At 68.3% G+C, this 18281-nt stretch carries 17 protein-coding genes and 1 tRNA gene; 5 read left to right on the top strand and 13 right to left on the bottom strand.

Annotated elements, in window-relative coordinates:
* Positions 1 to 33: 33 nt before the first annotated feature.
* Genes cobA through AC3A5N_RS10070 form a run of 5 tightly spaced genes read left to right on the top strand, consistent with a single transcriptional unit; the run spans position 34 to position 3993 of the window.
* Complete coding sequence (gene cobA / locus AC3A5N_RS10090; protein WP_487737181.1) at positions 34 to 792, top strand: uroporphyrinogen-III C-methyltransferase; 759 nt, start codon at positions 34 to 36, stop codon at positions 790 to 792.
* Positions 789 to 1085, top strand: coding sequence for a DUF2849 domain-containing protein (locus AC3A5N_RS10085; protein ID WP_487737180.1), 297 nt, complete (start codon positions 789 to 791; stop codon positions 1083 to 1085). The genes cobA and AC3A5N_RS10085 overlap by 4 nt, the downstream gene beginning before the upstream one ends.
* Positions 1085 to 2719 (top strand): nitrite/sulfite reductase, encoded by a 1635-nt coding sequence (locus AC3A5N_RS10080; RefSeq protein ID WP_487737179.1) that lies wholly within the window; start codon positions 1085 to 1087, stop codon positions 2717 to 2719. The genes AC3A5N_RS10085 and AC3A5N_RS10080 overlap by 1 nt, the downstream gene beginning before the upstream one ends.
* Positions 2712 to 3206: a DUF934 domain-containing protein gene (locus AC3A5N_RS10075; RefSeq protein ID WP_487737178.1), complete on the top strand. Its 495-nt coding sequence runs from the start codon at positions 2712 to 2714 to the stop codon at positions 3204 to 3206. Before AC3A5N_RS10080 ends, AC3A5N_RS10075 begins: the two co-directional genes overlap by 8 nt.
* The gene (locus AC3A5N_RS10070) at positions 3199 to 3993 is read left to right on the top strand and encodes a phosphoadenylyl-sulfate reductase (protein ID WP_487737177.1); all 795 of its coding nucleotides are present in this window, start codon (positions 3199 to 3201) and stop codon (positions 3991 to 3993) included. The genes AC3A5N_RS10075 and AC3A5N_RS10070 overlap by 8 nt, the downstream gene beginning before the upstream one ends.
* A gap of 6 nt (positions 3994 to 3999) precedes the next feature.
* Here the strand turns inward: AC3A5N_RS10070 and AC3A5N_RS10065 are convergent, their stop codons facing one another.
* From AC3A5N_RS10065 to murB, 13 genes are all read right to left on the bottom strand, one after another.
* Complete coding sequence (locus tag AC3A5N_RS10065) at positions 4000 to 4911, bottom strand: NAD-dependent epimerase/dehydratase family protein (RefSeq protein WP_487737176.1); 912 nt, start codon at positions 4909 to 4911, stop codon at positions 4000 to 4002.
* Positions 4908 to 6041: a glutamate 5-kinase gene (gene proB, locus AC3A5N_RS10060; RefSeq protein ID WP_487737175.1), complete on the bottom strand. Its 1134-nt coding sequence runs from the start codon at positions 6039 to 6041 to the stop codon at positions 4908 to 4910. Before proB ends, AC3A5N_RS10065 begins: the two co-directional genes overlap by 4 nt.
* 85 nt (positions 6042 to 6126) lie before the next feature.
* Positions 6127 to 7188 carry an Obg family GTPase CgtA gene (cgtA, locus tag AC3A5N_RS10055; RefSeq protein WP_487737174.1) on the bottom strand — a complete coding sequence of 354 codons (1062 nt, stop codon included), beginning with the start codon at positions 7186 to 7188 and terminating at the stop codon, positions 6127 to 6129.
* A 240-nt stretch (positions 7189 to 7428) separates the two neighbouring features.
* Positions 7429 to 7504: transfer RNA gene (locus AC3A5N_RS10050), tRNA-Ala, on the bottom strand.
* A 92-nt stretch (positions 7505 to 7596) separates the two neighbouring features.
* The gene (locus AC3A5N_RS10045; protein ID WP_487737173.1) at positions 7597 to 8916 is read right to left on the bottom strand and encodes a hypothetical protein; all 1320 of its coding nucleotides are present in this window, start codon (positions 8914 to 8916) and stop codon (positions 7597 to 7599) included.
* 142 nt (positions 8917 to 9058) lie between these two features.
* A complete protein-coding gene (locus tag AC3A5N_RS10040; RefSeq protein ID WP_487737172.1) occupies positions 9059 to 9802 on the bottom strand; it encodes a Bax inhibitor-1/YccA family protein in 744 nt (247 codons plus the stop codon).
* A gap of 136 nt (positions 9803 to 9938) precedes the next feature.
* Positions 9939 to 10421 carry a type III secretion system chaperone family protein gene (locus AC3A5N_RS10035; protein ID WP_487737171.1) on the bottom strand — a complete coding sequence of 161 codons (483 nt, stop codon included), beginning with the start codon at positions 10419 to 10421 and terminating at the stop codon, positions 9939 to 9941.
* A 158-nt stretch (positions 10422 to 10579) separates the two neighbouring features.
* The gene (locus tag AC3A5N_RS10030) at positions 10580 to 12292 is read right to left on the bottom strand and encodes a tetratricopeptide repeat protein (RefSeq protein WP_487737170.1); all 1713 of its coding nucleotides are present in this window, start codon (positions 12290 to 12292) and stop codon (positions 10580 to 10582) included.
* Positions 12293 to 12391: 99 nt separating this feature from the next.
* Complete coding sequence (ftsZ, locus tag AC3A5N_RS10025) at positions 12392 to 14053, bottom strand: cell division protein FtsZ (protein WP_487737169.1); 1662 nt, start codon at positions 14051 to 14053, stop codon at positions 12392 to 12394.
* Positions 14054 to 14176: 123 nt separating this feature from the next.
* Positions 14177 to 15457: a cell division protein FtsA gene (gene ftsA / locus AC3A5N_RS10020; RefSeq protein WP_487737168.1), complete on the bottom strand. Its 1281-nt coding sequence runs from the start codon at positions 15455 to 15457 to the stop codon at positions 14177 to 14179.
* Complete coding sequence (locus AC3A5N_RS10015; RefSeq protein WP_487737167.1) at positions 15457 to 16365, bottom strand: cell division protein FtsQ/DivIB; 909 nt, start codon at positions 16363 to 16365, stop codon at positions 15457 to 15459. Before AC3A5N_RS10015 ends, ftsA begins: the two co-directional genes overlap by 1 nt.
* Positions 16352 to 17326 (bottom strand): D-alanine--D-alanine ligase, encoded by a 975-nt coding sequence (locus tag AC3A5N_RS10010; RefSeq protein WP_487737212.1) that lies wholly within the window; start codon positions 17324 to 17326, stop codon positions 16352 to 16354. The genes AC3A5N_RS10015 and AC3A5N_RS10010 overlap by 14 nt, the downstream gene beginning before the upstream one ends.
* A 5-nt stretch (positions 17327 to 17331) precedes the next feature.
* On the bottom strand, positions 17332 to 18258 hold the full coding sequence (gene murB, locus AC3A5N_RS10005) for a UDP-N-acetylmuramate dehydrogenase (protein ID WP_487737211.1): 927 nt from the start codon (positions 18256 to 18258) through the stop codon (positions 17332 to 17334).
* Positions 18259 to 18281: the final 23 nt, after the last annotated feature.

Genomic DNA, 18281 nt, shown 5'->3' with positions numbered 1-18281 from the left:
GCGCGTGCGCCTGCCCCCGCGCATCTTGCGCTCATGGAAAATGTCGGAACTGTCTATCTGGTCGGCGCAGGGCCGGGCGATCCTGACCTGCTGACACTCCGCGCCGCTCGTCTGCTCGAGCGCGCGGCGCTGGTCGTGCATGACGGGCTGATCGATCCGGCCGTGCTGACACTGGTGCCACGCGATGCCGAGCTGATCTCGGTGGCGAAGAGCCGCGCGCGCCACACTCTGCCGCAGAAAGACATCTGCGCCCTGCTGGTGCGCGAGGCGCTCGCCGGGCGCGATGTCGTGCGGCTGAAGGGCGGCGATCCGTTCATCTTCGGCCGCGGCGGTGAGGAGGCGGAGGCCTGCCGCGCCGCCGGCGTGCCGGTCGAGGTCGTGCCTGGCATCAGCGCCGCGAACGGCGCGGCGGCCGCCGCGCAGATCGCCCTCACCCACCGCGACGCGGCCAGCGTGGTCAGCTTCGTCGCCGGCCAGTGCAAGGGACTGTCCGATCAGGATTGGGCCGGCCTCGCCGGCAAGGGCCGCACGCTGGTGATCTACATGGGCGTGAAGACCGCGCCGCAGATCGCCGAAAAGCTCATGGCCGACGGCCTCGCGCCGGACATGCCGCTGGCGGTGATCGAAAACGCCTGCCGCGCGGACATGCGCGTGCTGCGCGGCCCGCTCGCCGGCCTGCCCGAACTCGTCGAGCGCGAACGGGTCAAGAGCCCGGCGCTCATCGTCATCGGAGAGGTTGCCGCGCGCGAGAACGCGGCTCTCGCCCAAATCGCGCTGGAGGCGCAGGCATGAAGATTCTTACCGGCAACGACCTCAAGACCGGACACGTCATCTGGTGGGACGGCCAGGGCTGGTCGCTCCACGTCGAAGATGCGGTGGACGCCGGCGACAGGGCCGAGGCGATCATCGCGCGCGAGGAAGCCGAGTGCCGCGTCAACGGCGCCTACGCCATCGACGGCGAGAAGACCGCCGATGGCGTGCGTCCCGCCCATATCAAGGACCGCATCCGGGCGCTCGGCCCGACCGTGCGCCCCGACCTCACTCTCAAACCGGCCGACCCCAACGCGGGCAACTGGGTGATCTGATGTACAAGTACGACCAATACGACCAGGCGATGGTCGATGCGCGCGTGGAGGATTTCCGCGACCAGACGCGCCGCCGCCTGGAAGGCAAGATGACGGACGACCAGTTCAAGCCGCTGCGGCTGAAGAACGGTCTCTACCTCCAGCTCCACGCCTACATGCTGCGCGTGGCGATCCCCTATGGCACGCTGAACTCGCGGCAGATGCGCAAGCTCGCGCATATCGCGCGGACCTACGACCGGGGCTACGGCCATTTCACCACCCGGCAGAACATCCAGTACAACTGGATCAAGCTGGAGGACGCGCCCGATATTCTCGCCGAGCTGGCGACGGTCGAGATGCACGCCATCCAGACCAGCGGCGAGAGCATCCGCAACATCTCCGCCGACCAGTATGCCGGCGCCGCGGCCGACGAGATCATCGATCCCCGCCCGTGGGCCGAGATGATCCGGCAGATGACGACGTTCATGCCGGAATTCAGCTACCTGCCGCGCAAGTTCAAGATCGCCGTGATCGCAGCGGAGGCGGACCGCGCCGCCCTGCGCTGGCACGATTGCGCGCTGCGGATCGTGCAGAACGAAGCGGGCGAGATCGGGTTCGAGGTCTTCGCCGGGGGCGGCATGGGCCGCACGCCGTTCATTGCCTACAGGATCCGCGAGTTCCTGCCGACGGATCAGATCCTCTCCTACCTCCAGGCGATCCTGCGGGTGTGGAACCGCAACGCGCGGCGCGACAACATTCACAAGCAGCGGATGAAGATCCTCGTCCACGAGCTGGGCGAGGATGAGTTCCGCCGTCAGGTCGAGGAAGAGTTTCAGCATTTCCTCGCTCTCGGCGAGGATTTCCCGCAGGCCGAGTACGACCGCATCGCCGCCTACTTCGCGCCCCCGCCGTTCGAGACGGATCTCAGCGAAGAGATCGACCGCTCGGACCCGGACTTCGCGCTGTGGGCCGACCATCAGGTCGCCGCGCACAAGGCGCCGGGCTATGCGATCGTCAACATCAGCCTCAAGCCGATCGGTCAGATCCCCGGCGATATTTCCGCCGAGCAGATGGAGCTCGTGGCCGATCTCGCCGAACGCTACAGCTTCGACGAGCTACGGGCGACGCATGCGCAGAACCTCGTCCTGCCGCATGTCCGCAAGCAGGATCTCCATGCCATCTGGACCGCGCTGCACGAAGCCGGTCTGGGTGAGGCGAACCTCGATCTGGTGACCGACATCATCGCCTGCCCGGGGCTCGACTACTGCTCGCTGGCCAACGCCCGTTCGATCCCGGTGGCGCAGAAGATCGCCGAGCGCTTCGCGGACGCCGAGCGCCAGAAGGATCTCGGCGAGCTCAAGATCAAGATCAGCGGCTGCATCAACGCCTGCGGGCACCACCACGCCGGTCACATCGGCATTCTCGGCGTCGATCGGAAGGGCACCGAGAACTATCAGCTCCTGCTCGGCGGCTCGGGCGACGAGGAGACGAGCCAGGCCAAGATCACCGGCCCCGGCTTCGACGAGGCCGGGATCGTCGACGCGGTCGAGCGCGCGGTCGAGCGCTACCGCGAGATCCGCGAGCCGGGCGAGCGGTTCCTCGATACCTACCGCCGCGTCGGAATGGATGGATTCAAGGAGGCGATCTATGGTTGACGATCCACGCGCCGGCGGCCCCGGCGGCGGGCCCGGCACCCTGGAGCCCACCCCGGGCGGCGAGCGCGATTGGCTGCGCTTTCGCGACGATCCCGCGCCGGACGAACCGGTGGTGACGCTCGATACGTTCCTCGATCAGTCGAACGCGAGTTCGGTGCTCATCGAAGCCGGCGACGACGTACGCCGCCTCGCTCCGGTGCTCGACCGGGTGCGGCTGGTCGAGATCGACTTTCCCAAGTTCCGCGATGGGCGCGGCTTTTCCAGCGCGCGCGTTCTGCGCGAGATGGGCTACGAAGGAGAGATCAAGGCGACCGGCGAAGTGCTGGTGGACCTGATCTACTTCATGCGCCGCTGCGGATTCGACAGCTTCGCGCCCCACGTGCCTTTGGACCGGGCCGAGGTGGAAGCCGTGCTCAATCGCTATCCGCACGTCTATCAGCACGCGGCCGACGCCGCGGTTCCGATCTGGCAGCTGCGCCATGGCTGAGGCCGACCCGATCCGCATCAAAGACCGGATCGACACCGGCCCGCGCTTTACGGACGCCGACGCGATCCGGCTCAACCGCATGTTCCGCGGTGCGGACACGGTGGAGATGCTGCGCGCCGTGATCACGGACGGGCTGGTTGGCGAATTGGCCATCGTCTCCAGCTTCGGTGCGGAAAGCGCCGTGCTGCTTCACCTCGTGGCGCAGATCGACCCAGCCCTGCCGGTCCTGTTCCTCGAAACCGGCAAGCATTTCCCCGAAACGCTCGCCTACCGCGACACGCTCGTCGGGCGGCTCGGGCTGACCGGGCTCGTCAACCTGCATCCCGATCCCCAACTCCTCGCCAAGCGCGACGAGACCGGCCTGCGCTGGTCCTACGACCCCGACGGCTGCTGCGAAATCCGCAAGGTCCTCCCGCTCGCCGCCGCGCTGAGCGGGTTCGACGCGACGCTGACGGGGCGCAAGGCGTTCCAGTCGGCAACCCGCGCGAACCTGCCGCGGTTCGAGGTCGATACGTCGGACGCGCAGGGCAGGCTCAAGATCAATCCGCTGATCGACTGGACCGCCGAAGATCTCGCCAATTACATCGCCGAGCACGAACTGCCCCCGCACCCGCTGGTCGAGCAGGGCTATCCCTCGATCGGCTGCAGCCCCTGCACCCACAAGGTCGCCCCGGGAGAAGACCCGCGTTCGGGCCGCTGGAAGGGCTGGGACAAGACCGAGTGCGGCATCCACACTCCGCTTACCAGCGAAGGCGAACTGCCCCCGGGATTCGATCCGGCGTTCTGACCGGCGTCAGAGCCAGCCCTTTTCCCGATACCAGTCCGCGGTGGCCTTGAGGCCCTCACGCGTGGGAATGCGCGGCGCCCACAGGCTCTCCGGCACCTTGCGCGCAGGATCCACCACCCAGTCCGGATAGCACATGTAACTCACCCGGTCGGGCGTGAGCCGGGCGCGGTTGCGCCGCACGGCGCAATCGAGGCGCGAGGCGAGTTCCAGCGTCCCGCGCGAGAGATGCGGCACCCAGGGCCGCCGTCCCACGGCCCAGCCGATGGTGCGCGCGAGCTCGCGATGCGGCCAGCCGCCCTCGCGCCCGTCGTCGGGCTCGTACACCGCGCCGGTGACGCCCTCGCCGCCCGGGATCAGGGCCAGGAGCAGCTCGGCGAGATCGTCGACGTGGATCATCGAGGCGTGGCCCGGCGGAGGCATGGGGACGATCCCGCGGCGCGCGGCGCGGAACAACTCGAACATGTCCCGGTCGCGCGGCCCGTAGACCGCGGGCGGGCGGACGACCGTCCAGTCGAGCCCGCTGGCGGCGACGATCTTCTCCGCCCGCGCCTTCGACGCGCCGTAGACCGAAAGGTCGGGCCGCCGCGCGGCGAGCGACGAGACGAAGATGAAGCGCGGCACACCTGCCGCCTTGGCGACCTCGATCAGCGCTAGCGTTCCCGCGACGTTGGCGGTCTCGAACGCAGCCGGCTCCAGCGTGCTGGTGAGCCCGGCGATATGGACCACCGCCTCCGCGCCTTCCACCAGCCGCGCGAGCGCCGCCCGGTCAGCCAGGCTGCCGCCGACCCATTGGACGCCCTTGCGCTCGTCCTTAGGCACGGCACGCGCCAGCGCGCGCGCCGAGAGCCCGTGGCGCTCGATCGCATCGAGCATCGCCTGACCGACGAAGCCCGTGCCTCCGGTCAGCGCGAGCGTCACAACAGCACCATGTGGTCGCGGTGGACCACGGCCGCGCGCGGCGCATAGCCGAGCACCGCCGCGTGCTCACCGCTGCGCCGGCCCTTGAGCGCGGCGCATTCGGCGGCACCGTATTCCACGAGACCGTGCGCGATCGCGCGGCCTTGCGGATCACGGACCGCCACGGCGTCGCCGCGCTCGAACGTGCCCTCCACCTCGGTCACACCCGCCGCGAGCAGGCTCCCGCCTTGCGCGAGTGCCGCGGCGCAGCCCGCGTCCACCGTAAGCGCACCCTTCAGGCTCAGCCGTCCGCCCAGCCAGGCCTTGCGCCCGCGGTCGCGGCGCGGCGGCAGGAACAGCGTGCCCGTTCCGGCCTCCAGGGCGCGCGCGATGGGCGCGGTATGCGTGCCGTTGAGGATCGCCAGCGCGATACCGGCACGCCCGGCGATTTCCGCGGCCTGAAGCTTGGACACCATGCCGCCCGAACCGAGGCCGGAGGACGAACCGCCGTCCGCCATGGCGCGCACCGCATCGTCCACCCCCTCGACCACCGGCACCAGCCGGGCGCCGGCATCGCGCGGATTGCGATCGTAGAGACCGTCCACGTCGGAGAGCAGCAGAATCGCATCCGCCCGCGCCGCCTGCGCCACACGGGCTGCGAGGCGGTCGTTGTCGCCGAAGCGGATTTCCTGCGTCGCCACGCTGTCGTTCTCGTTGACCACCGGCACCGCGCCGTTCTCGAGCAGGCGGGCGAGAGTGGAGGAGGCGTTGAGATAGCGCCGGCGATCCTCGAGATCGTCGAGCGTGAGCAGCAGTTGTGCCGCAGTCAGGCCCTGCGCGCCAAGCTTGTCCGACCACAGCGAAGCGAGCGCGATCTGGCCGACAGAGGCAGCCGCCTGCGCATCGGCGAGATTGCCGCGACCGCCCTTCTCCAGCCCCAGCCGCGCCGCACCGAGCGCGATGGCGCCGGAGCTGACCACGACCACTTCCTGCCCGCCGCGCCGCAGAGCCGCGATCTCACCGGCGATCGAGTCGAGCCAGGTGCGCCGCGGCTGCCCCTCGCCATCCACCAGCAGCGAAGAGCCGATCTTGAGCACGATCCGCGGGCACGTGGCCGCATCCGTCAGGTGGGGAAGCGCGAAGGTGGACATGCAAGGCGCTTAGCCGAGGCTTTTTCCTCCGTCATCCCCGCGCCGACGGGGGTCCAGCCCACTTCTGCGGCGCCTCGGCGAAAGGTCAGCCCAACGGCGACCAATCGCTGCTCTCGTCAGGTGCGTCTTCCACCTCGCTGCCTCTGGTCTCGGTGGCAGTGCGGTCCGGGAGGTAGCCGAGGATTGCGTCGAGCAGCGCCTCCACGCCCTCCCTCGTCGCGCCGGAAACGCCAAACACTTCGTCGGCACCCGCGGCACGCAGTTCGTCGGTGAACCCCGCAACGAGTTCAGGATCGGCAAGGTCGACCTTGTTGAGCGCAATGAGTTGCGGCTTCTCCGAGAGCCCTTCCCCGTAGGTAGCGAGTTCGGCCTGGACCACGCGCATCGCCTCGGCCGGATCGTTGCCCGCAATGTCGATCAGGTGGATTAGCACCCTGCAGCGTTCGATATGGCCGAGGAACCGGTCGCCGATGCCCGCGCCCTCTGCCGCGCCTGCGATCAGGCCCGGGATGTCGGCGAGCACGAACTCGCGCCCCTTGTGCCGCACCACGCCGAGCTTGGGAATCAGGGTGGTAAACGCGTACTCGCCCACTTTCGCCCCGGCGTTGGTGACCTGGTTGATGAAAGTGCTCTTGCCCGCATTGGGCAGGCCGAGCAGCCCGACGTCGGCGAGCAGCTTCAACCGCAGCCAGACCCACATCTCGTGCCCCGGCTCGCCCGGCTGGTGCTGCCGAGGTGCGCGGTTGGTGCTGGTCTTGTAGCTGGCGTTTCCGCGCCCGCCCATCCCGCCTTCGAGGAAGACGAGACGCTGGCCGACTTCGGTGAAGTCTGCGAGCACTTCTTCCTTGTCTTCGGAGAGTATCTGCGTGCCCACGGGCACTTCGATCACGAGATCGGGGGCGGACGCGCCGGTGCGGTCCTTGCCCATGCCGTGCGCGCCGCGCTGCGCCTTGAAGTGCTGGGTGTAGCGGAAGTCGATCAGCGTGTTGAGACCGGCCACCGACTCGAACACGATGTCGCCGCCACGGCCGCCATTACCGCCGTCGGGTCCACCGTACTCGATATATTTCTCGCGCCGGAAGCTGACCGCCCCGGGCCCGCCCGCGCCGGACTTCAGGAATATCTTGGCTTGATCGAGAAAGTGCATGTTTATTTGGCCTCAAGCGCCGGCGGCCGCACCCGCGGCCTTGGCTACCGCGCCATTCGGCGCGACGGCCGGTTGGCCTTTGGCTGCCGCGACAAGCGTCAACAATAGTTCATTCGCGCTAGTCCGGTCCCGTAGGGACCGCAAGGGCGACCGCCCGCCCGCAGCGCCGCAGGCGCGAGGATATCGCGCGCGCGGATGCGCGTGCGGAATAAAAAACCAGGTTCTGATGAAATCAAAACCTGGTGGAGCCGAGCGGGATCGAACCGCTGACCTCGTCATTGCGAACGACGCGCTCTCCCAACTGAGCTACGGCCCCGTTCCAGGTCTGTCGCAAAGCGGCACGCCCGCTTGGCGAGGGCGCCCCTTAGCGAATGCGCCGCGCACTGCAAAGGGCAAAATCGCAGCGCTTCACTCCCCGCCGGTTCCACTTTCGTCCACCCCTTCCGGGGTAGGTTCGGGAGTCAAGACGATGGTGGGCTGCTGCGCCGCCACGGGGGCACTCGCGTCGGCATCTTCGGGAGCCGGCTGGAGCGTCGGCCCGAAGCCCGGCTGCGCCGTACTCTCGCCCTGAACGACCGGCTGAGAGACCATGCGGACCGGCTGCTGCTGGTTGCCAGGAAGCGTAATCGCCTGGCCCGGCGCCGGCGCCGTATCCATCGGCGGCAGGACCAGCATCCCATCCGCAGCCGGCTGGCTCGCGACACTCGCGCCCGGATCGGACGAGGCGATCGCCTGCACCGTCTCGCCTGTGCCCGGAAGCGCATCCGGGGTCGCGACGGCCGCGCTGCTTACATCGGTGAGCGTGCTGGCAGGCGGCACTGCCGCACTGGTCGAGAGATCGATCGAAGGAGGCGCCTGGACCATCTGATCACCGCTCGTAAGAGCCTCCGATGCAGTTATCGCCGGACCACTCAAGCCGGTGAGCGGGCTGGCCGGAGCCACCGCAGAACTGGGTGACGGATCGAACGACGCGATCGCCTCCACGCTCTGGTCGTTGCCCGGAAGCACGTCCGCCGCTGCGAGCGTGGTGGCCGCCGTCCCTGCGAATGCATTGGCGGGCTGCGGCGGACCGTATTCGGCGTCCCACGAAAGCACTGCCGTGCGGTAGCGCTCGAAGGCGCTGAAGAAGCTCTCGAACACCGCCTCGATCACCGGCAGACTGCGGAGCGCGAAGTTGTCGAGATCGTCCGATTCCACCAGCAGCGAGTCGCGCGCGACCTTCTGCGAGGCGTCGCAGAAGTCGTCCAGCGCCGGGGGCAGCGCGAAGTAGTTGTAGACCTGCGTCATGTAGCGGTCGTAGGCCTCGCGCCCCTCGGAACCGTAGTTCTCGCGGTATTCCTTGAGCAGCGCGTCGTTGGTCTTGTCGAGCTTGCGCTCGTGCCGCTCGAGCAAGGTCTTGTACGCGGGCAGAATGTCCGCGTGTTCGGCGTCCATGCAGTTAAGCGCCGCCACGTTGAGCGCGGACCGCACGTTCCAGGTCGTCTGCGCCGTGGAGATGCCGTAGTTGACGGTGCGCCGAATGCCGTCGGGCCCGACCGGCGGAATGAACATCGAGGTCGTCGCGTTATCCGGCGGCGTCGGGCGCGGAGGAATAACCTTGACCGGCGGCGGAGGCGGCGGTGGGGGCGGCGGCGGTGGAGGCGGCGTCGCGCAGCCCGCCAACATTGCCATGCCCCCGGCAATCGCCAGCAGCTGAATCCGACCCTTGGTCAGTGCGAACATCACCACGTACCCTCCATTGCCCGCGCCACGATCCCCCATCGCGGATTGCGCTAGCCTTAAGCACTGACCCTAAACGCTGACAGATGCAAAGAAAATGCCCGAGGCGCATGGAACGCCCCGGGCACGATGAAACGAGTCCTGTGTGCGATTATTCGCGATTGCCCATGAAGGCGAGCAGGAACTGGAACATGTTGATGAAATCCAGATAGAGGCTCAGCGCCCCGAGCACGATCGCCTTGCCGGCAAAGTCCGTGCCGCGAAGCTGGAAGTACTGCTGCTTCAGCCGCTGCGTGTCGTAGGCGGTCAGGCCCGCGAAGATCAGCACGCCGATGAAGCTGATCGCGTACATCAGCCCGGGCGACTGGAGGAACATGTTGATCACCATCGCGACCAGCAGTCCGATCACACCCATGATCAGGAAGCTGCCGAAGCCGCTGAGGTCCTTCTTGGTGGTGTAGCCGAACAGGCTCAGACCCGCGAAGGCGGCCGCCGTGGCGAAGAACGTCGCCGCGATCGAGGCGCCGGTGTAGACGAGAAAGATCGTCGACAGCGACAGCCCCATCAGGATCGCAAAGCCCCAGAACATCGCCTGGAGGGTGGTCTTGCTGAAGCGGTTGGCGCCGAAGCTCATCGCGAACACGATGGCCAGCGGCGACAGGATCACCAGCCACATGAGCGGGCTGCCAACCATCTGCGCAGCAAGGCCCGATCGGGCCGTCAGCGCCGCCACGATGCCCGTGAGCAGTACGGCCGAGGTCATGTAGTTGTAGATCGACAGCATATGCTGCCTGAGGCCCGCGTCGAAGGTCTCGCCGGTGGCGACCTGGCCGCGATAGCCGGGCGATGCACCGAATCCCGTCTGAGACCGGCGGGGTTCGTTCCAATCAGCCATTGTCTTTCAACTCTCCACTGCCGGCCGCGGAATAGCCGCCGGCTTACGCGATCAATATCTGCGGTTTGAGGAGGATTTTCAAGGTCGATGCGCGGAAATCGAACACGACCCGCGGGTCAACCTCCGCCGAGGGCGCTCAGGCCTCTCCGGCGGCGTCGATCAGCGCACTGGCAAGGGCGTCGCGCGGCGCCTTGTCGCTCCACAGAACGAACTGAAACGCGGGGTAGAACCGGTCGCACTCGTCGATCGCGGTTTCCACCAGCGCCTGCGCCTGATCCAGGCCCAGCAGCCCGTCTGCACCGAGCATGACGCCATTGCGGTAGACCAGCATGTCGCCCTGCGACCAGATGTCGAAGTGGCCGAGCCAGAGCTGTTCGTTGACCAGCGCCAGCAGCTCGTAGGCGTCGCGCATCTTCTCGCGCGGGACGCGGATGTCCGGCAGGCTGAGCAGTTGCAGCACCCGGTCCTCGTGCCGCCAGATCCCGCGCAACTGGTACTTGCCCCAGCTCCCCTGGATCTCGCCGAGAATTTCCTCTTCCGACAATGACCTGCACGGCCACCCGCGCGCCTCGAACAACGCCGCGAGCATGTCCACGGGTGCCGCGTCGTCGTCCAACATGCCCTTCGCGCCCGTTCTCATAGAGGTTAAGTCCCGGTTAGGAGTAACGAGCCGCTCGATGCAGCGAGAGGGGGCGGCGTGGCAATCGCCACCACGCTTGCTGCTGGGGAGAACCGCACAAGACTGTTCAAAGCTTGTGCAAAAGCCGTGGACGCGGCCTAGCCGAGGGGGACGATCTCCTGCCCTTCCTCGCTGGTGAAGGTAAAGCTGTCGAGCCCGGCCTCGCGCAGCTTCGCGACCGCTTCCTCGGCTGTCTTCTCGCTCTCGAATGGGCCCGCCAGCAGGCGGTTCGCCTCGACCCAGGGAGTCGTCATCGGTTTGAAATCGCCGAGGATTTCGGGCGCCTTCCGGCTGATTCGCCGCCAGTCGTACCTGAATGCGGAAAGATCGCGCCCGGTCGCGACCTGGACCCAGAAGCGCCGCGGATGCGCCGGCGGCTTAGGCTTGGCAGGCGGCTTCTCCGCCACCTCGCGCGGGGGTTCGATCAAGGTGATGTCGACCGCGCCGGTCGATCGCGCGAAGGAGGGCTCGGGGCCGAGCTTGAATCCGGCGAAGGCGTCCGCGACGCTGGCCGGAGGAGGATTGTTCGCGGCTGGAGCGCTGCTCGCCGCCACAGGCGTGCTCGCCGCGACGGTCGAGAGATCGAAACCGGGCGCGGGCACGGGCGTAGCCGCCAAGGCGACCTGCGCCGACGCCGGCACGACCTGCTGCGGCGCCTGCGCCACCTGCTGCGGAGCCGGGGCCACCTGCTGAACCGTCTGCTGCGGCGCCTGAGCTACTTGCTGAACCATCTGCTGCGGAGCTTGCGCCACCTGCTCCGGCTGGGCGGGCGGCAGCTCGGCCGGGGCGGCACTTGCCGTCCGGGCGGGCTGCGGCTCGGGCTCGGGCACTTCCTGCACGACCGGCCGCGAAACCATGGTCTGCGGCGCCGCGCGCGTCGGCGTGTCGGCCGCGCTCGTCACCTGCTGCGCAGGTTGTTCCGCCGCAGCGCGAGATCCGAGCGGCTCTCCCGTGGGCGCGAGCCGGGTGTCCGCACCGGCCGTGGCCGGCGCACCGCCGGAATACTGCGCTATGCGGGGATCGTCGCGGCCGATCTGCGCGGCCCGCGGAAAGACGCCGAGGTTGGCAGCAGCCGCCTGCTGCGCCTTGGTCAGGCGCCGCATGTAGCGCAGATAGGGCGCGATCCGCGCCGAAAGATCGCGCGGCATGACCGTCTCGGCGATCGCGACCGCTTCCTCCTCCTCGCCGAGAATTGCGAGCCCGAAAGCGCGCGTGCGGAATCCGGCATAGTCCTCACGCGCGAGCTGCGGGTACAGCGTCGCCTCGAAACCCCTGCTGTCGCCTGCGATGGCCTGGCTGATGGCGAGGCGGCGGACGGTCTCGTCGTCCTGCTCGGTCGCGAGCGCTTGGCGGTACTGTACCTGCGCCGCGGCATTGTCGCCGACGAGGTCGTAGGCAAGTCCCCGCGCGCTCGCGAGAGTGGTCGTCGAGACGCCGGCACGTTCGGCCTCCGCGAACAGGCGAAGCGCCTCGATCGGCCGTCCGGAGCGGACGAAGGCACCGGCAAGCCCCAATTTGACCCGCGCGTTCTGGGGCGAAAGTTCCTGCGCGCGGCCGAAGAACCCGATGGCAGCGTCGATATCGTTGAGGTCGAGCGACGCGTTGCCCGCGTCGATCAGCGCGTCGACGTCGCGCGCGTTGCGGGCGAGACGGCGGAGCGCATCGCCCAGATCGCTGACGCTCGGTGGCGGCAGCGGCTGGACGACCGCGCGCGACACCGGCCCGTCGTCCTGCGCAGCGGCTGGCGCCGCTCCGGCGAAAACCGCGATCGCGGTCGCTCCAGACAGGATATGGCCGAGATTTCTTCGCATAGCGATGGCGACCGGCCATAGTCGCCCACGGCTCACCTTCATAGGGTGGCTATCGCACACGGCAGTTGAACCGTTGCGAAACGAAGCCCGGGCGCCTGCTTACTGGTTGTTCTGGCGGCCGAGGAAGCGCGGGATGTTGAGCGAGCTGCCGTCATCCTCGTCGTCCCGGTTCTCGTCGCGCGCCTGATTCTTCGCCTCCTTGTCGGCCGAGCCGCGCGAAAGATTGGCCATGCGTTCGAACAGGGTCGAACCGCCGCTGGAACCGCCCTCGTCACCGCTCACGAGCCCGCGGCGGCGACCGATGCCGGGACCCACGTCCACGCGCGGCTGAACCGGGCGGTTCTCCTCTGCGAGACGATCCGCGTCGAGCAGGAGCTCATCCTGCCGCGCCGAGTCGCGCCCGTTGCTTGCCGGCGCTTCGGAAGTCAGGTCGAGCGGCTCCTTGCGCGGACGCTGATCGCCCTGCGCCGGCTCCGGCTGGGCGAAGCCGCGATCGGCACCCACGACCGCATGGTCGGAATCGTCGGCGGGTTCGGCCAGGCCTTCGCCGGTCGCACCGTTGCCGCGCGATTCGGCGATCTCGCTTCGCAGGCCGGCCAGCGGATCGACCACGCCCTCGGCGTCGGCCTGATCCTCGTCCTCATGATCGGCCGGGGCATAGGAAACCGGCTCGCGGCTCGGCGCAGGGGCCTTCTCTTCCTCGTATTCGCTCTCGCTCGGCAGTTCGAGCACCGGACGCTTCGGCGCGCGGCTGGCAGCGAGCGGCATCGGACGGCTTTCCGTGCTGGCTTCCGCGTTGGCATCGATCCCGGTGGCTACCACCGACACGCGAATCTTGCCTTCGAGATCGGCGTTGAAGGCCGAGCCCCAGATGATGTTCGCGTCCTCGTCCACCAGTTCGCGGATGTGATTGGCGGCCTCGTCGACCTCGAGCAGCTTCATGTCCTCGCCGCCGATGATCGAGATGATCACGCCCTTGGCGCCCTGCATCGAAACGCCTTCGAGCAGCGGATTGGCGATCGCGCGCTCGGCCGCTTCGAGCGCGCGGTTCTCGCCCTCGCCCTCGCCCGTGCCCATCATCGCCTTGCCGGCTTCCTGCATCACCGATTCGATATCGGCGAAGTCGAGGTTGATGAGGCCGGGCATGACCATGAGGTCGGTGATCGAGCGGACGCCCTGCTGCAGCACTTCGTCGGCAAGCTGGAAGGCTTCCTTGAAGGTCGTTTCCGCCTTGGCGATCAGGAACAGGTTCTGGTTGGGAATGACGATCAGCGTATCGACATGCTTCTGCAGCTCGACGATTCCCGCCTCGGCTGCGCGCATGCGGCGGGTGCCTTCGAACAGGAACGGCTTGGTCACCACGCCCACCGTCAGCACGCCCTTGCGGCGCGCGAGCTCTGCGATGACCGGCGCCGCGCCCGTGCCCGTGCCGCCGCCCATGCCCGCGGCGATGAAGCACATGTTCGCGCCGTCGAGCGCGTGCTCGATCTCGCTCACGGTTTCTTCGGCCGCGGCCTTGCCCACTTCGGGCCGGGCGCCGGCGCCGAGGCCGCCGGTGATTTCCGGCCCGAGCTGGATACGCGTGGGTGCGGGCGAATTGCTGAGCACCTGCGCATCCGTGTTGGCGACGATGAACTCGACCCCCTCGATCTGCGCGGCCATCATGTTGGCGATGGCGTTTCCGCCCGCGCCACCCACGCCGATCACCGCAATGCGGGGGCGCAGGTCTTCGGATGCTGCGGGGCCGATATTGATGCTCATGGGGTGTCGCTCCAAGGGGTAGTATGCGCGAAGGTTTCTGGCCACACAGTTTGGCACAAAGCGAATCCCTGTTGCATAGGGCGCAATCGCTTATCCACAGTGGTTAACCGCCCGGCGTTCATATCAAAAATAGTCCCGCACGGCACGGGCCACGCGGTTGACGAGCCCCAGACCGGTATAGCGCATGGTCGGCTGATAGCTCGGACCGACCGAGCGAATGTCGATCGGGTCGTCCGCGGCATAGAGGCACAGCCCCGCGAGCGTCGCGAAGCCTGCGGTGGAGTGTGCCTCCGGCAAGCCGCGCAGCGCCGGCGGCTTGCCGATACGCACCGGACGGCCAAGCGCGCTCTGCGCGAATTCCGCGATTCCGGCGAGCTCGGCGCCGCCGCCGGTAAGCACGACCTGGCTTCCGCGCGATCCGGAAAAGCCCATCGCCTTGAGCGCCTTGCCGACCTCGTCGGTGAGCCGGGCGAGCTGTTCGGTGACCACGGACACGAGTTCGGCGCGCGGGATCCGGTTCGCCTCACTGCCGCCGGCGGCCGCGGGATCGTCCGCACCATCGCCCGGCCCGTTCACCGGGATCATCTCGCGGTGGTCGGTCGGGCTGGCGATCGCCGAACCGGCCACGCACTTGAGCCGCTCGGCCTGGAAGCGGCGGACGCCGAAGCTCGAGGCGATCGCGTCGGTGATATCCGCGCTGCCGAACGGGATCGCCTTGAGGCCGAGCAGCATACCGCCGGCGTAGAGCGAGACGTTCGTCACTTCGCCGCCGATCTCGATCAGCGCGGTGCCGAGCTCGCGCTCTTCGGGCGTGAGGCACGAATACCCGGCCGCGATCGGCGCCGCGACCACCGCCTCCACGTCGAGGTGCGCGTTCTGGACCGCTTCAATCAGATTCCGCACCGGCGCCCCGTCGGCGAGCATCACGTGGATATCGACCCCGAGCCGTTCGGCATGAAGCCCCTTGGGATTGGCGACGCCGTGCGCGCCGTCGAGCGTGTAGTGCGCCGGCTGCGCATGGAGCACCATGCGCCCGTCGGGCTGGATGCTCTCGCGCGCGGCGACGAGCAGGTGCTCGATATCCTCTTCCTCGATCCGCCGGCCGCCGATGTCGATCTCGACTTTCGCGACCTGGCTCCCAAGCCCCGCCCCGGCACAGCCGATCCAGACGCTCGAGATGCTCGCCCCGGCGTTCTTCTCGGCGCGCTCGACCGCGTCGCGGATGGCATATGTCGCCGCTGCCATGTCGGTGACGTAGCCGCGCTTGATACCCTGGCTCGCGCGGTGGCCGGAGCCGAGCACGATCATCTCGCCGGTTTCCGACAGGCCCATGATCATCGCCGAAATGCGGAACGAGCCGACGTTGACCGCCCCGAAGACCTTGCCGATGCGCGGCATGCCCATCACTCGCCCCCCTTCGCTTCGAGCGTCTGCGCCGCGCGGCCCGGAATGCGCATGTAGATGCGATCGGGCGCGCGCATGTCGAACGTCGCGACTTTGCCGCCGAGCAGGCGGTTGACCCCGTCGAGCCGCGCGAAGGCGACCAGCGCGCCGGCAGACTGATCCTCGCCCTGCGGCAGCGCGAGGATCTGCCCAGTGTCGAACGTAAGATTCCAGCGCCGGTTGCCGACCCATTCGGCTTCCTTCACTTGCGGCTCCAGCGCGGGCGCAGCGGCCAGCAGGTCGGACAGGGTCTGGACCTGGTTCCTTGCCCCGGGGCCGGCAATGACCAGCATGCCCTTGGCATTGGCGGGCGAGATCGGCTCGAGCTCCGCCCCGGTCGGATCGATCAGCATCAGGCGGCCCGGCTTGCGCAGCACCGCATGCGGCGTGCGCTCCACCACATCGATCACGAGACTGTCGGGCAACTGGCGCGATACGCGCGCATCCTCCACCCACGGCAGTTCGAGCAGCTCGGCGCGCAGCGCCTCCAGATCGACCAGCGGCATGGGCATGTCGCGCTGCGCCAGCGCGCGTTCGTAGACCTTGAGCTCGTTCATCCGGTCGACGCCGGTCACCTTGACCCGGCGGACCTCGAACCCGGCGTCGGATGCGAGCAGCGCCACTTGCTGCTGGGCCATGGCGGGCACGCCGGCGAGATTGGCGACGAACAGCGCAAGCGCGATCGCGCCGCCGAAGATGAGCGCCAGAAAGATGCGGTGAAGCTGCTCCTCGGTGAAGGGCAGCACGGCCATCAGCTTGTCGAGCAGCGAACCGGTCTTCGCCCGCGCCCGCCGGGCAGTCTGCGCGCGCCCCTTGGCCGCGGCAGAGCGCCGCACGTCCTTCGTCGCCTTGCGGCTAACCGTCGCCATCGCCCTCTCCCCCCGCGTCGTGCCCGCCCCCTGCAATCGCATTGGCGACGATTGCCTCGACGAGATCCTCGTAGCTCATTCCGCAGTGCCGCGCCTGCTCGGGCACCAGGCTGAGCGGTGTCATGCCCGGCTGGGTATTGGTTTCGAGCACGAACAGCCCGTCCTCGCCCTGCTCGTCGTCCCAGCGAAAATCGGTGCGGCTGCAGCCCTTGCACCCGAGCACGCGGTGCGCGCGCACGGCGAGGTCCATGCACAGACGCGCGATGTGCTCCGGGACCTGTGCGGGGCAGATATGTTGGGTCAGCCCGTCCGTGTATTTCGCATCGAAGTCGTAGAAGCCCGACTTGGGCACGAGTTCGGTCACGGTCAGCGCGCGCGGGCCGTCCGCCTCGTCGACCACCGCGACGGTCAGCTCGCGGCCGCGGATATACGGCTCGGCCAGCAGGTGGTCGAACTCCTGCCAGGGGCCCTTCGCCGCGCGGGCGATGGGATTGCCGTAGTTCCCGCCCTCGGTGACGATGGCGACGCCGACGGAGCTGCCCTCGTTGACCGGCTTCAGCACGTAGGGCCGCGGCAGCGGGTCGCGTTCGTAGAGGCTCTCGCTTGCGACGATGCGCCCGCCCGGCATCGGGATGCCGTGCGGCACAAGCGCCTGCTTGGTCAGCTCCTTGTCGATCGCGATGACCGAGGTAGCGAGGCCCGAATGGGTATAGGGCACGCCCATCAGGTCGAGCATGCCCTGTACGGTGCCGTCTTCGCCCGGCACGCCGTGCAGTGCGTTGAAGACGACATCGGGCGCCGCTTCAGCAATGCGGGCGGCGACCTGGCGGTCCATGTCGATCCGGGTCACGCGATGCCCGCGCGCTTCCAGCGCCTTGGCGACGCCCTCCCCGCTCATCAGCGAGACCGGGCGCTCGTGGGCCCAACCGCCCATCAGGACGACGATGTGGTACTTCTGCATGTCGCTCACGGCCGGCCCACCCGCTGGATCTCCCATTCGAGCATCACGCCCGAATCCGCGTAGACGCGCCGCCGCACTTCTTCGCCCAGCCCTTCGATGTCTGCGCTCGTGGCGTCGCCGGTGTTGATCAGGAAATTGGCGTGCTTCTCGCTCACCTGCGCCCCGCCCATCCTGAGGCCGCGGCAACCCGCGGCATCGACCAGGCGCCAGGCCTTGTCCCCTTCGGGGTTCTTGAACGTCGAGCCGCCGGTCTTGGTGCGCAGCGGCTGCGATTCCTCGCGCGCTCTGGCGATGCGGTCCATCTCCGCGCCGACCTCGGCGGGATCGCCCCGATTGCCCCGGAGGCGCGCGGCGACAACGACGGCGCCTTCGGGTAGCGCTGAGTGCCGGTAGGTATAGCGTAGGTCCGCGGCGGGCAGGCGGACCAGTTCGCCGCCTGGCATCACCACATCGCAGTCGATCAGAACGTCCGCCACTTCGCGCCCGTAAGCGCCGCCGTTCATGCGGACGAAGCCGCCAACCGTGCCCGGGATGCCACGCAGAAACTCGAGCCCGGCAATGCCAGCGTCGCGCGCCGTGGAGGACACGAGAATCCCGCTGGCCCCGCCGCCGCATTCGAGCACGTGATCGCCCTTTACCGCGATCTTGGCAAAAGTCTTCCCCAGCCGCACGACCACGCCCGGCACCCCGCCGTCACGCACGATCATGTTGGAGCCGAGGCCGAGCGCCATGATCGGTAGATGGCCGTCGAGCCGGAGCAGGAATTCGCGCAAGTCGTCGAGATCGGCGGGTTCGAACAGCCAGTCGGCCGGCCCGCCCGTCTTGAACCAGACGAGCTTGGCGAGCGGCGCACGCGGTGTCAGCGTGCCGCGAATGCCTTCGGCGGAGACCGGTCCTGCCACGGCGCCTTCCACCGCACAGTCCGGCGCCATGCCGTCGTCGAGCTCGGGCCAGT

The sequence above is a fragment of the Pelagerythrobacter sp. Soil_C_18 genome (assembly GCF_057657235.1).
This window is presented reverse-complemented; position numbering and strand designations above follow the sequence as displayed.

Coding starts and splice junctions, on each gene's coding strand:
- AC3A5N_RS10070 (WP_487737177.1), top strand. CDS start 3,199: ATGGCTGAGGCCGACCCGATCCGCATCAAAGACCGGATCGACACCGGC.
- AC3A5N_RS10080 (WP_487737179.1), top strand. CDS start 1,085: ATGTACAAGTACGACCAATACGACCAGGCGATGGTCGATGCGCGCGTG.
- AC3A5N_RS10010 (WP_487737212.1), bottom strand. CDS start 17,326: ATGCAGAAGTACCACATCGTCGTCCTGATGGGCGGTTGGGCCCACGAG.
- AC3A5N_RS10085 (WP_487737180.1), top strand. CDS start 789: ATGAAGATTCTTACCGGCAACGACCTCAAGACCGGACACGTCATCTGG.
- cobA (WP_487737181.1), top strand. CDS start 34: ATGGAAAATGTCGGAACTGTCTATCTGGTCGGCGCAGGGCCGGGCGAT.
- murB (WP_487737211.1), bottom strand. CDS start 18,258: ATGGCGCCGGACTGTGCGGTGGAAGGCGCCGTGGCAGGACCGGTCTCC.
- proB (WP_487737175.1), bottom strand. CDS start 6,041: ATGTCCACCTTCGCGCTTCCCCACCTGACGGATGCGGCCACGTGCCCG.
- ftsA (WP_487737168.1), bottom strand. CDS start 15,457: ATGGGCATGCCGCGCATCGGCAAGGTCTTCGGGGCGGTCAACGTCGGC.
- AC3A5N_RS10015 (WP_487737167.1), bottom strand. CDS start 16,365: ATGGCGACGGTTAGCCGCAAGGCGACGAAGGACGTGCGGCGCTCTGCC.
- AC3A5N_RS10040 (WP_487737172.1), bottom strand. CDS start 9,802: ATGGCTGATTGGAACGAACCCCGCCGGTCTCAGACGGGATTCGGTGCA.
- AC3A5N_RS10030 (WP_487737170.1), bottom strand. CDS start 12,292: ATGCGAAGAAATCTCGGCCATATCCTGTCTGGAGCGACCGCGATCGCG.
- ftsZ (WP_487737169.1), bottom strand. CDS start 14,053: ATGAGCATCAATATCGGCCCCGCAGCATCCGAAGACCTGCGCCCCCGC.
- cgtA (WP_487737174.1), bottom strand. CDS start 7,188: ATGCACTTTCTCGATCAAGCCAAGATATTCCTGAAGTCCGGCGCGGGC.
- AC3A5N_RS10035 (WP_487737171.1), bottom strand. CDS start 10,421: ATGTTGGACGACGACGCGGCACCCGTGGACATGCTCGCGGCGTTGTTC.
- AC3A5N_RS10075 (WP_487737178.1), top strand. CDS start 2,712: ATGGTTGACGATCCACGCGCCGGCGGCCCCGGCGGCGGGCCCGGCACC.